At 56.4% G+C, this 11,811-nt stretch carries 10 protein-coding genes and 2 pseudogenes; 7 read left to right on the top strand and 5 right to left on the bottom strand.

Annotated features, from left to right (window positions below):
- Positions 1–171: 171 nt before the first annotated feature.
- Positions 172–672 carry a thiol peroxidase gene (gene tpx / locus ACA052_RS13210; protein ID WP_497650071.1) on the bottom strand — a complete coding sequence of 167 codons (501 nt, stop codon included), beginning with the start codon at positions 670–672 and terminating at the stop codon, positions 172–174.
- 340 nt (positions 673–1,012) lie between these two features.
- On the opposite strand from tpx, the gene ACA052_RS13205 reads away from it, so the two are divergent.
- Complete coding sequence (locus tag ACA052_RS13205; protein WP_497650070.1) at positions 1,013–1,438, top strand: YciI family protein; 426 nt, start codon at positions 1,013–1,015, stop codon at positions 1,436–1,438.
- Between the two features lie 97 nt (positions 1,439–1,535).
- On the opposite strand, the gene ACA052_RS13200 is transcribed toward ACA052_RS13205, so the two are convergent.
- From ACA052_RS13200 to ACA052_RS13185, 4 genes are all read right to left on the bottom strand, one after another.
- Complete coding sequence (locus ACA052_RS13200; protein ID WP_497650069.1) at positions 1,536–3,041, bottom strand: S-type pyocin domain-containing protein; 1,506 nt, start codon at positions 3,039–3,041, stop codon at positions 1,536–1,538.
- 209 nt (positions 3,042–3,250) lie between these two features.
- Complete coding sequence (locus ACA052_RS13195) at positions 3,251–3,397, bottom strand: hypothetical protein (RefSeq protein WP_497650068.1); 147 nt, start codon at positions 3,395–3,397, stop codon at positions 3,251–3,253.
- 22 nt (positions 3,398–3,419) lie between these two features.
- Positions 3,420–3,896 (bottom strand): DUF6392 family protein, encoded by a 477-nt coding sequence (locus ACA052_RS13190; RefSeq protein ID WP_497650067.1) that lies wholly within the window; start codon positions 3,894–3,896, stop codon positions 3,420–3,422.
- Positions 3,896–6,433 (bottom strand): pyocin-S2/colicin E7-DNase domain-containing protein, encoded by a 2,538-nt coding sequence (locus tag ACA052_RS13185; RefSeq protein ID WP_497650066.1) that lies wholly within the window; start codon positions 6,431–6,433, stop codon positions 3,896–3,898. Before ACA052_RS13185 ends, ACA052_RS13190 begins: the two co-directional genes overlap by 1 nt.
- A gap of 231 nt (positions 6,434–6,664) precedes the next feature.
- Here ACA052_RS13185 and ACA052_RS13180 point away from each other — a divergent pair, with 231 nt between their 5' ends.
- The 6 genes and pseudogenes from ACA052_RS13180 (at position 6,665) to ACA052_RS13155 (ending at position 11,794) form a co-directional block, all read left to right on the top strand.
- The gene (locus ACA052_RS13180; RefSeq protein ID WP_497650065.1) at positions 6,665–6,946 is read left to right on the top strand and encodes a hypothetical protein; all 282 of its coding nucleotides are present in this window, start codon (positions 6,665–6,667) and stop codon (positions 6,944–6,946) included.
- Between the two features lie 41 nt (positions 6,947–6,987).
- Entirely contained in the window at positions 6,988–7,398 is a 411-nt protein-coding gene (locus ACA052_RS13175; protein ID WP_497650064.1) for an RHS repeat-associated core domain-containing protein, read from the top strand.
- 246 nt (positions 7,399–7,644) lie between these two features.
- Positions 7,645–7,964 (top strand): annotated as a pseudogene (locus ACA052_RS13170) (BatD family protein); the annotation flags it as partial.
- Positions 7,961–8,980 carry an HAD family hydrolase gene (locus tag ACA052_RS13165; protein ID WP_497650063.1) on the top strand — a complete coding sequence of 340 codons (1,020 nt, stop codon included), beginning with the start codon at positions 7,961–7,963 and terminating at the stop codon, positions 8,978–8,980. The pseudogene ACA052_RS13170 and the gene ACA052_RS13165, both read left to right, overlap by 4 nt.
- A gap of 19 nt (positions 8,981–8,999) precedes the next feature.
- Positions 9,000–9,191 (top strand): annotated as a pseudogene (locus ACA052_RS13160) (hypothetical protein); the annotation flags it as partial.
- 248 nt (positions 9,192–9,439) lie between these two features.
- Positions 9,440–11,794 carry a tetratricopeptide repeat protein gene (locus tag ACA052_RS13155; protein ID WP_497650062.1) on the top strand — a complete coding sequence of 785 codons (2,355 nt, stop codon included), beginning with the start codon at positions 9,440–9,442 and terminating at the stop codon, positions 11,792–11,794.
- Positions 11,795–11,811: the final 17 nt, after the last annotated feature.

The raw sequence follows: 11,811 nt of genomic DNA, 5'->3' as shown, positions 1-11,811 counted from the left end.
GTGGGCTTCTTTTACATGAGGCTGAACGATAAGCACTGGCGGGCATTAAGCAAAGCGGCTTTACCGGCAATTTACCTTTGGCTTACGTAACAGGATGTTTGTCCAAGACACTGAAACACAAATGAAAACGGCCTGGACAGTGCCAGGCCGTTAACAATTGTAAGGGTGTGCTTACTTCAGAACGGCGAGTGCCGCTTCGTAATTCGGCTCTTGACCGATTTCGCTGACCAGTTCGCTGTGCAGCACGTTGTCGTTTTCGTCCAGAACCACGACGGCACGTGCAGTCAGGCCTTTGAGTGGCCCGTCAGCAATAGCAACGCCGTAGTTCTCGATGAACTCGGCACCGCGCAGGGTCGACAGGTTCTGCACGTTTTCCAGACCTTCAGCGCCGCAGAAACGGGCTTGAGCGAACGGCAGGTCAGCGGAGATGCACAACACCACGGTGTTGGTGACATCGTTGGCCTGGGCGTTGAACTTGCGCACCGAAGTCGCGCAGGTCGGGGTATCGACGCTTGGGAAGATGTTCAGCACTTTGCGCTTGCCGGCGAAGTTCGCCAGGGTCACGTCGGACAGATTGCCGGCAACCAGGGAAAAGGCTGGCGCCTTGGAACCGGCTTGTGGCAGTTGGCCGTTGACTTGAACCGGGTTGCCTTTAAGAGTGACTTGAGCCATGAACGGAGTCCTTCTGTCGTTGTTGTGGAGAATTTTGACGAGGCCGAAGTTAACCACGAAATCGCCCGACGACCTATGCCCGGATACAAATTGTGAAGTGTCACCGCACAAACCCGAAAACAACACATAACCCTGTAGGAGCTGCCGCAGGCTGCGATCTTTTGATCTGGCTTTAGATCTTCAGCGGTCCCCAACAGATCAAGATCAAAAGATCGCAGCCTGCGGCAGCTCCTACAGAGGTGATCCGTAGGTTTGTAGGGATTTTCCTTGCGGCGTTGTCGATTTGAGTGCCGGTCATTCGACTAGAGTTTGAATCATCCTTTTTTGCGGAGAGAAAACCATGCGCTTCATGATCATTATAAAAGCCACCCAGGACTCCGAGGCGGGTGTAATGCCCAGCGAGGAATTGCTGACCGCGATGGGCAACTACAACGAAGAACTGGCCAAGGCTGGCGTCCTGCTCGCGGGCGAAGGCCTGCACCCCAGTAGCAAAGGCGCTCGCGTGCGGTTCTCGGGCGACAAGCGCACGGTGATCGACGGGCCGTTTATCGAAACCAAGGAGCTGATCGCCGGCTTTTGGCTATGGCAGGTGAGGTCTAGAGAAGAAGCCATCGAGTGGGTCAAGCGCTGCCCCAACCCGATGCCAGGCACCGAGCCCGAAATCGAGATTCGCCAGGTGTTTGAGATGGATGATTTCGGTGCGGAGCTAACGCCGGAACTGCGGGAGCAGGAAGAGCGCGTGTTTGGGCAAGGGAGGAAGTGCTGAGTATTGAAGTCCGGCGCGGGCATTAAGCGCTAGCGCGATCACGTCCTGGTTATTTGCTGTCTACATCGGACGTGATCGGACGCTGGGGGCTCACCTGCTAGATCGGGTACTCACGCCAGTTTCTGAACATGACATACACGGGATCCAGTCCTGACTCGACGGGAAAGACCACAACATAGTCGTCAAAACAGGCTACTTTTCCATCGCCTGAAATGGTCTCAAGCATCGGCACGGGTGACGAATGAACAGACCCCAAGCGACGCAGGCTGGATACTATTGGGTCGCTGGTTTCAAGAGTGACCGCAGCAGACCAGTAAAGGGTGATCGGCACGGTGCCATCAGCCGTAAAACTAAAACTGTTCAATTGCTCGTCATGCTGCGCCGCTCTGACCCGAACCTGGGAGGTCGAAGGATTACGCTGGGGTGCAGTAACGTGAACCTGCGCCAGGGTCTTGACCTCACGTAATCCCCAGAACGTCGTCCCGGGTTTTGCAGGCACTACGGCACTGCCCATCCGGAAGGGAACGTCGACATTGGACCCGCCTGCCGCAAGCCGATGCCAATCCTGACCTTCGATCGCCATAAGCTCGGTCAAGGGAACGCTCACTCCGTATACCTGAGAGTCTGCACGACTGATGAACTCAAATTGCAACACGGCAGCGCGTTCGTATCCGTCGATCGGCTCACCTGAAATGTTCTTCCAGGTAAATTCAGCCACCGCCGAGCGAATGGATTTTTGCAGATCAAACCGTTGCGCCAATTGTAACGCCGATAGTTCATCCTTAAGTAAAACGGCAGGAAGTTTGTCGACAAAATTCAATGACCCATTGATCACGCAAGCCGCATGAGCCGGGCCAACTTTCGCCAAGTTGCGTGAGCGAATCAATTGCTCCTGCGCCATGCCCAGCAACGCTTCTGCATCATCATGAATAATACGGTGACGCTGGGTGATAGCCGTCAGCCGCGCGATGTACTGACTGTGCGTCGCATTGATCTGTTGTGCGATGCTTTGCCACTGTGCTTGCTCGGATCGAGCATAAGTCAGGTTGCGTTGAGCATCGTTTTTGGCGAACTCAACGCCCATTTTCAAGCGTTCGAACTTTCTGATGGCTGTCAGTGTTTCCCGTTGAACTCGTTCGAGAGTGCGTATATTCGTTTCCTGCGCAGAAATATCGGGTTGAACGCCCAGCTGGATGGGCGAATTCCGGACAGCCTGCTCGAACGCTGCAAATGCCTGGTCTACTGCTCGATCCGATACGGCAACGAGTGCGGCCACTTTTTGCACTTCAGCTGTGACTCGGACGATAGCGTTTATTGGAATCGGTGGAGGTGGCAGGGAAGAGGATTCCCCCTTGAACGCGGAAATCCCTTGTTTCTGATGCCAGTTCCGGACGAGATAAACGACCCATCCTGCATTGTTAGAACCGAACCTGTCGTCCGGGTAAAACAATAAGTCGGCCCCTTCGGGGTGACCCACAATCGCGTCAAAATGATTGATAAGTCGGTCGTGATCCTGCTTGGGTAGGTCGACCGCCCATATCCTGTCGACCAGTGCCCCGAATTCCGCTGCGGTGTAATCCTTTAGTGTTGCTTTAAGTTCCATCCTTGGTTCTTCCTAGTGTCTATCGGGTGAGGTGCTGAAGATATTGGCACCTGCTCGGCGATAAACAGATGCCGTTAGGCTAGTTATTCTGGTTTGAAGCCGGGTTTGTCATTAGCGGCGCGCCATTCTTTAATGACCCGCAGTATGTCTTCCGGGGTACTTACGCACCCTTCCTCCGGTGCAACATGACATCTGAACCGTCGGGATGCTCAGTAATAGCCTCGAAGTGCAGGATACCTTTGTATAAAGTCATCAAACGCATCAGCAGACAAATCCTCCCTCTCTTGATAAAGGCCGCTCAAAAACTCTAAAAACTCAGTCTTTGTATAGGCTTCCAACTTTTCTTCAAAGTCCATCCAAACGCCGTCAATGCTGGGTTTAATCGTGACCTTTGTCGATCAAGGTAAAGACCAACGTTTTCACTTCCATCGCAGCGGTGTATTGAAATACAACCTTCTTACCTGGATAAACAGCGGGATCCAGTGCATAGGATTCCCAGCCGCCTGTTTGTCCCATAGGCTCAGGCATCTTAATGGGCCCCCTTGATTCCATTGGCTCGCCAAAACTCGCATGCACATCGGCCTGAGTCATTTCTGACTTGTATGGCGCGGGAAGTTCGCCTTTATACTCTACCGTTGAGGGCGTAGATTTTTTTAGAGTGACAAACAATGTTTCAAGCCGCTTGGTTTCTGCCCAAAATGTCAGATTAATTCCGACCTCTGGTTCCGTATCCAATAGAGCGCTTTCGGGGAACAGCGCCTCCGGAGGTTGACTGAAACTAATGCCTTGAGCGACCAATTCATCATAGCCGCCCCCTAAAACCCTTATCCACTTATCTATCGTTGCCGCGCTCATCAGTACCATCCTTGTTCAATATGGAGTTCGTGTAATTTCGAGCGAGCGATCTCTATGTTTTTTTCATCAAATCCTTGTTCCAGCAAACCGGCCTTAATCGCATCGAAATTTTTATCCACTGCAAATCGTAAATCAGCTGCATCATTCAACTGTTTGGACAGATGATTCCGTCCTCCGTAGGTTTCGCTGAACCTACGATGAACTTCAGCAGGTATCGCGATGCTTGGAGTTCTTTTTAGAATATCTGCTCGTTCGCGTTTGTTAGTCCCTGGAAGCTGTAGTTCCATGTACGCTTCCAACGCCCTCTGCGAAGGAATATGGTCAATATCCAACCCATCCCCCCTGCTCCGACCACTGAGTTCGTTATACGGCCCAACCTCCAACGGTTCAACCGGTGGGCCAGCGAAAACCAGACCAGGCGAAGGTAAATCCCCATCCCCCGGAAACCCTGGAATATTCGCACCAATCTCACTCTCGTCAACAGCCGGAAACGACTCGTTTTGCGGTACGACCGGGATGGCCGGATTTCCGGGATAGTCCACTGGGGCAATGGGGGTGATCGGCGATGTCGTCGACCCCAGATGTTCGCTCCCCGGCGGCACTAGCGGTGTCCAGGTGCCGACAGCCGGGATCGGCCAAGGCACGACAGCGGGTACAACCCCCAGCCATCCCTCGACGCTGTTCGGCGTCTTAATGCTGATCTTGTCCAGGTTGAAAGGATCGTTCCAGAACTCCGGTCGTTCCTGATAACGCAGTTCAAACTCGCGGCTTTCACCGACCCAGGTGTTTTTCGGCGCATAGGGCGCGAAGCCTTGTTCGATACGTTTTCTGTTTACCTCATCGAATTGCGAGAGAAGCAGCGGATGGTCTCTGAGCGTCCGCCACAGCGCTTCGTTCAAGGCGTCAAACGACTTGAGTTCGCGCCCCCTGAACTGATCGCCGATTTGCGTCGGGACGGCTGCACCTTGAGGCTGGGAGACTTTTTTCCACCAATCAGCCGTGGCCGGTTGGCCGCTCCCGGTGACGACGCCGGTACCCATCGGAGGCACGTTGAAGGAAAGGTACGTTGGCGGCATGCCAGGCACACAAACAATGCAATCCTGGATACGCAAATCGACACCTGCCGGGCGGTCTTGAACCTGTGGTTCCATCACAACCAACCGATCCTGACCACTGATAGTTGTGTGCGACGTGGCCTCTGTCGTGAACTGCACATGCCTGGTGGGTGAACCTGGAATCTCGGCGGTATAGAGCCCGGTAACAGGATCAAGCGCCGCATTTACGACCGGCACTCGAGAATCTATTTCGCCTCCAGTACCGATGACGACGATCGCGGTACCTTCCGGTACAGCTATGGGTTTGAGGCGGTATTGCGCCTCTACAGAGCCACGTTCGTCAGCGATCGTTTGCAGCTCTTGGCGGTCGTACAGCTTCAGGGTTTGAGCGGGTACGCCTACAGCGTGAAGCATGCGATTGCGTTGCTCGGGAGTTAGTTCGCCATTGCCAAGAGTCGGCGAATGCACCATCGCAGTAACAAATACCGGTCCTGTTCTAAGCGCAATTTTCCCGACATCGGTGAGGAGATCAATTGCAAGCTCAGTAGCCTTTTCGAGCATTGCGGCCACTTCTTGAGCAACGCGCACACTCTCCGGCGTGAACACCATTCCACCGGACGCAGTGGCGGACATCGTCAGGGTGTTGGCCTGCCTGACCCTTTCGACGCGCACATCTGCATCAGCCTGCTGCTTAAAACGAATCCGCGCATCGCGCTGCTCGGCGACTTGCCGATGACGTTCCCAAACGGCTTCCCTGTCACGCCAGACGACGGCCTGTTCGGCATGATGACTGGCAAGGCCGTGGGACTTTTTCGTAAGTGCGGTTATTTGTGCGGACAGCAGTCGCGATTCGTGGGCCGCGTTGTAGGCGTTTTCCCAAATCTGATGACCGCTATTAAGCGCATCGCCGTAATGGTCCAGCCGCGCCAGATAATCGTGTACCGTGCGAGTGAGCGGATCGTGGCCATCGAACGAACGGGCAGCCGCGCTCTTTGCCTTAAGTTCTGCAGTTTTTCGGGCGATCAGCCCGTCGATTTCGTTTTTTTCCTTGGTCACGAGATACAAATGCCAGCGTTCGCTTGAGTCGCTGTTGGGTGGCCGACTCGTCGCCGAAATCTCGCGTTCAAGCGACGATGTGAGCTCCCCTGCCCTGGCCGCAAAACTGCGATCGACTTCAGCGACGAAGACGCTGTGACGCTGAACCAGTCCCGCGAGCAATTGCTGCCGAGTCTGGATGCGGACCTGCTCCCGTGTTTGTGCCGCAGCGTCCGCCTTGTCTTTTGCCTCCTTTTCTGCCCGCTCCCGATTAGCCTGCGTCCTGAGTGCAATGGTCCTTGCGCTGGGCCCACCAAAATTGCCTGACGCCCCGACCCGATTACCACCGCCCCCTCCAAAACCACCACCGGAGCCACCGCCAGAAGCGGGTGGTCCGGACCTGATCACTACGTCACCTGACGTTCCATCGTTGAATCGTTGTGCCATACAGTCTCTCCTTGTCTGTAGGGCACAGCATGTCGATGGGATGGAGGCAGGGTGCGGTACATATATATAGGGTGTGATTTATTTCGGAATTGCGGACTTTCTTCGTGGCAGGAATAGGTCAGCGACACCTTTGGGGGGCTTTGCAAAAAGGGCTGTCAGATCTGCTAGTAGACAGTTGTTCTACAACGAACCTGAACCTATTGCCGCTAAGGCACCGCCGGACTTCATTCGATGCCTTCCACTCACGAAGCCGTACGCTGCCGCTACCACTATGACCCGCTGGGCCGGCTCGTCGGCACAACGCCGACAGCGGATGCCGCGTCCCAACGCTTTTACTGCATCAATCGACTCGCCACAGACATTCAGGACCCGTTGAAGCGTTCGATTTTTCAGCACGACAATCAACTTCTCGCGCACATCAGAGAGCTGGAAAAACGGTTGAAGCCACTTTACTGGTCACTGACCAGCAACGTTCGGTACTCAACACCATCAACACAAATTCGCCCCAACTGATTGCTTACTCACCCTACGGCCATCGCCCCGCCGATAGCGGTTTGCCGAGCCTGCTGGGGTTTAATGGCGAACGAGAGGACTCGGCGACTGGATATTATCTGTTGGGCAATGGCTATCGAGCGCTTAATCCGTTACTGATGCGGTTCAACAGTCCGGATAGTTGGAGTCCGTTCGGGGATGGAGGGTTGAATCCGTATACCTATTGCTTGGGAGATCCCGCTAAAAAAAGTGATGAAACGGGACATGTCGCTAAGTTGGCCTTATTGAAGGGGTTGGTACGAGCAAAATCTCAATTGGTTGCTTCATTGACGCGTGCAAGAGCTAGACTCGAAATGGTCGGTAAACCCGAAACGTTTCTTTATCAGACTTATCGCGACAGAGCAGAAATTTCCGGCGCCATTTATCTTAACCTCAGCACTACTGGACGACAGGCTCGCCCACTGCTCAACTGAAAACGCGGCCCACGCACGCACCCGCGAATGTCTCGGGGCGGTTGCCCCCCGGAAATACCACGTCATCATTCCGAGCGAGCAGGCTCGCACACACTGGATTTTCTGTGGGCACAAAATGTGTGTACGACAACGATCAACTGTGGGAGCGAGCCTGCTCGCGAAAGCGCTCGCTCAGTCGCCACAAAACTCAGTACCTTAATCCTCTGCCTAATCACCACCGCAGCCCTCGCCGCCGAACCCGAGTTGAGAGTCCAGGCCAACCTGCAACCCGCCGACTACGCCTGGCGGCAAATTCCGACGCAACTCGACGCGCTAAACCCGCACAACTGAGCGCGCTGTACCTGTGGACCCGGCGCAGCCGCATGGGCCTGAAACTGAGCAACTTCGGCCCGCGCCTGCAAACGCTGCTGCGCGCCTGCTACGGCCGAGCGCCCACCGAAGATCAAGCGCTGCGGCGACTCAAGGATTTCTTGGCTACGCTGCATAGTCAGGCCAAACGCAACACGATTTCAGGCGCGTCCGCGCTACGACCTCTCAATCCTGTTCAAGAGAAGGACTTTCCATGACGAATCCGCTAGTCACCCACCAACGCCACGGGCTGAAACTGCTGTTGGCCCTGGCCTTGAGCCTGCCCTTACTGGCGCTGGCCGCCGAGCCATTGCCCTCGTGGAACGACGGCCCGGCGAAAAAAAACATCATCGAGTTCGTCCAGGCGGTGACCGATCAAACCAGCAAGGACTTCGTCAAACCCGAGGATCGCATCGCGGTGTTCGACAATGACGGTACCTTGTGGAGCGAGCAGCCGATGTACTTCGAGTTTTTGTTTGCGCTCGAAGAGGTCAAGCGCACTGCGCCGCAACACCCGGAATGGAAAACCACCCAGCCGTTCCAGGCCGTTCTGGAAAACGATCACAAAGCGCTGGCTGCCTCGGGCATGGAGGGCTTCATGAAAATCTTCGGTGCGACCCACACCGGAATGACCACCGAAGCCTTCGACGACTACGCCAAAACCTGGCTGAGCCAGGCCAAGCATCCGAAGACCGGAAAGCTTTACACCGAGATGATCTTCCAGCCGATGCTGGAAATGCTCGACTACCTGCACGACCAGAACTTCAAGACCTACATCGTTTCCGGTGGCGACACCGCGTTCATGCGTGCCTTCGCCGAGAAGGTCTACGGCATCCCGCCAGAACAAGTGATCGGCACCACGTTTGTCACAGCGTTTCAGTACAAGGATGGCAAAGCTTCCATCGTGCGCAGCCCGAAACTGGCCCATAACGATGACGGCCCGGGCAAGCCGGAAAGCATCGACGCGGTCATCGGCAAGCGGCCGATCCTCGCGTTCGGCAACTCCGACGGCGACCTGCAAATGCTGCAGTGGACCGCCGCAGGGCCAGGCAAGCGCTTCATGGGGCTGGTGCATCACACCGACGCCAAACGTGAATGGGCCTATGACCGCAAGTCCGACATCGGCCGTCTGGACAAGGCTCTAGACGAAGCCAACAGCCGTGGCTGGACCGTCGTGGACATGGCGGCCGAATGGCGCCGAATCTATCCGTTCGATGCCGTCACTACAGAGTAAGTGCAACAAAGAAGACGTAACACCGCCGCTGGTGAACGCCGATGCAGGATTTATCTAGCGGATGAACACGCACCAGCAACGGTTGATGCAGTTCTATCGAGCGAGTTTGCATGCGTATGACGGTGACCGCGACGCGTGGGCCAGAGATGCGCGCGAGGTGATGCGCGGGGATGGGGGGAATCCGTATTTCCGGTGGTTTATGGGCGATTAATTCGGCGCCTGCCAGACCGCCATCGCGGGCAAGCCCGCTCCCACATTGGATCTGTGGTGTACACAAATTAAATGTGGGAGCGGGCTTGCTCGCGAAGCTGTGCTGACGGCAGCGGCAAAAGTACACTATTCATCTAACGCCGGGGGCTTGTTCTTCACCGACAATTGACACCCGAGGGCCATCCGGCAAAGCTGCATCAGCTTCAACGCGCGCCTGACGGCAAACGCACCTGGACTACGGAAGTCGTAATGCCGAAACATAAAAAAACAACAGTAAACCCAAGCCCTGATTCGCCACCGAACCTGATTCATCGCTACCTGTTTCCCGTCACCATCGGCGTCTTGCTGTTGGCCGTCGCGGGCATCGGCTGGTTTCTGTTCAGCAGCACACCGGCCCCCGCCACCTACGCGCCGGTCAGCCCTCCGGTTGTTCAGCCGGCCAAGCCACAACCCGTGGCCATGGCACCGGCGAAGATGGTTGATGAGCAACAATGCCAGGGCTGCCACAGCGAGCAGGTCAAGGACTGGCAAGGCTCACATCACCAACTGGCGATGCAGGAAGCCACCGCCGACACCCTGCTGGGTGACTTCAACAACGTCACGTTCAAAGCGGAAAACGAAACTACCCGTTTCTCGCGCAAGGACGATGGCTTCTGGGTCAATACGCCGGGCATCGACGGCAAGAATGCCGATTTCAAGGTGGCCTACACGTTCGGCATTGCGCCGTTGCAGCAATACCTGATCGAGGTCGGCGAGGGTCGACTGCAAGCGCTGGGCGTGGCTTGGGATACCGAGAAACACCGCTGGTTCCACCTCTATCCCGGCCAGGGCGTGAACTTCAAGGACCCGCTGCACTGGAGCAAGCCGAGCCAGAACGCCAACTTCATGTGCGTCGAATGCCATACCACCGGCTACAAGCGCAATTTCGATGCGGCAAAAAACAGCTTCGACAGTCACTGGAACAGCCTCGGCGTAGGTTGCCAGGCGTGTCACGGTCCGGCCTCCAATCACTTGGAGTGGACGGCAAAGAAAACCGACCTGATCCATACCGGTTTTGCCGTCGACCTCAAGGACAAGAACGCCACCGTTGAAATTGAAACCTGTGCCCGCTGCCACTCGCGCCGTGCGCCATTGGGTGACGGTTTTACCGTCGGCAAGCGCCTGATGGACGACTACCTGCCAAGCGCCCTGACCCGCGAGTTGTACGCGCTGGACGGCAAGATCAAGGAGGAAGTGTTCGAACACGGTTCGTTCGCCCAGAGCAAAATGTTCGACAAGGGCGTGCGCTGCAGTAACTGCCATAACCCCCATAGCACCGAACTCAAGGCGCCGGGCAATGGCGTGTGCCTGCAATGCCACAACACGGCCGGCAAGACGGCGGTGGAAGGCGTCGACGGCAAAGGCCTGCAAGCGAAAAATTACGACTCCATCGAACACACTCGCCACACCGTGGGCCAACCGGGCTCGCAATGCGTGGATTGCCACATGCCCGGCAAGTTCTACATGATCAATGACTTCCGGCATGATCACAGCTTCAGTATTCCCAACCCTGAGCGGGCGAAAAAACTCGGCACGCCGGACGCCTGCCTCACCTGCCACCAGGGCAAGGCAGGCGACAAGGTCACCGAGCAGTTCAAGCTCTGGAACACCTCCACCGCCGCGCAGGCCCCGCGCTACGACGAAAGCCTGTGGCTGGTTCGCAATGGTCAGCCAGGCGCCGCACTTGCCTTGTATGAGCAACTGCAACGCAGCAACTTGCCAGCGATTCAGCGCGCAACGTTGCTCGCCGAATTGCCGTTGTACCCCAGCGAGCAGGCGTTGAAATTGGCCACTCAGGACTTGAACAACCCTGCACCGCAGGTGCGTGAAAGCGCCATCCGGGCGATTAGCGCGTTCCTGCCGCCACCGGAGCGTGCGCCGCTGCTGACGCCGTTGCTGATCGATCCGGTGAAGGCCATACGCATTGCCGCGGCCCGGGATTTGCTCAGCGTGGCGCGCAATGGCCTGGGTAGCGCCCAAGCCAACTGGAACGCCGCGATTGCCGAGTACGAGGACGTGCAGAAAAACCTGGGCGAGCGCGCCGAAGCGAACCTCAACCTGGCCATGCTCTATCAGGCCAGCGGGCGCAGTGGCGAAGTCGAAGCGTTGCTGCGCACAGCCCTCAAGCGTGATCCGGATTTCTACCCGGCATTGGTGACGCTGGTGCAATGGCTGGAAGCGAGCGGGCGCGGTCAGGAAGCTCAAGCAATGCTGGCGCAAAGTCTGAAAGAGCATCCAAACGCCGCACTGCTGCAACATACCCAGGGCTTGGCGCTGATTCGTGCCGGAAGAACCGACCAGGCCATGCCGCTCCTGCGTAAAGCTGCGCAACTAGAACCGCAGAGCGCGCAGTACGGCTATGTGTTGGCGGTGGCGTTGCACGATAGCGGCAAGGTCGAGGAAGCCTGCGAAGCGCTGGAACGCTTGCTGAAAGTACAACCGGCCAATCGCAATGCCCGGCTGTCGTTGATCCAGTATTACCTGGACAACGGCCAGGAACCGAAAGCCCAGGTGCTGCTGCAAGGCTGGAAGAAAATGAACAGGGGTGATCCTGCGTTGAAGTGAACTTTCAACGTGTACCC

It is taken from the genome of Pseudomonas sp. LBUM1644, from assembly GCF_059716195.1.
Note: the sequence above shows the minus strand (reverse complement) of the source record. Positions and strands in the feature narration are given on the sequence as shown.

Excerpts from the sequence above, each read along its gene's own strand:
- tpx (WP_497650071.1), bottom strand. The coding sequence starts at position 672 with ATGGCTCAAGTCACTCTTAAAGGCAACCCGGTTCAAGTCAACGGCCAA.
- ACA052_RS13205 (WP_497650070.1), top strand. The coding sequence starts at position 1,013 with ATGCGCTTCATGATCATTATAAAAGCCACCCAGGACTCCGAGGCGGGT.
- ACA052_RS13200 (WP_497650069.1), bottom strand. The coding sequence starts at position 3,041 with ATGGAACTTAAAGCAACACTAAAGGATTACACCGCAGCGGAATTCGGG.
- ACA052_RS13195 (WP_497650068.1), bottom strand. The coding sequence starts at position 3,397 with ATGGACTTTGAAGAAAAGTTGGAAGCCTATACAAAGACTGAGTTTTTA.
- ACA052_RS13190 (WP_497650067.1), bottom strand. The coding sequence starts at position 3,896 with ATGAGCGCGGCAACGATAGATAAGTGGATAAGGGTTTTAGGGGGCGGC.
- ACA052_RS13185 (WP_497650066.1), bottom strand. The coding sequence starts at position 6,433 with ATGGCACAACGATTCAACGATGGAACGTCAGGTGACGTAGTGATCAGG.
- ACA052_RS13180 (WP_497650065.1), top strand. The coding sequence starts at position 6,665 with ATGCCTTCCACTCACGAAGCCGTACGCTGCCGCTACCACTATGACCCG.
- ACA052_RS13165 (WP_497650063.1), top strand. The coding sequence starts at position 7,961 with ATGACGAATCCGCTAGTCACCCACCAACGCCACGGGCTGAAACTGCTG.
- ACA052_RS13155 (WP_497650062.1), top strand. The coding sequence starts at position 9,440 with ATGCCGAAACATAAAAAAACAACAGTAAACCCAAGCCCTGATTCGCCA.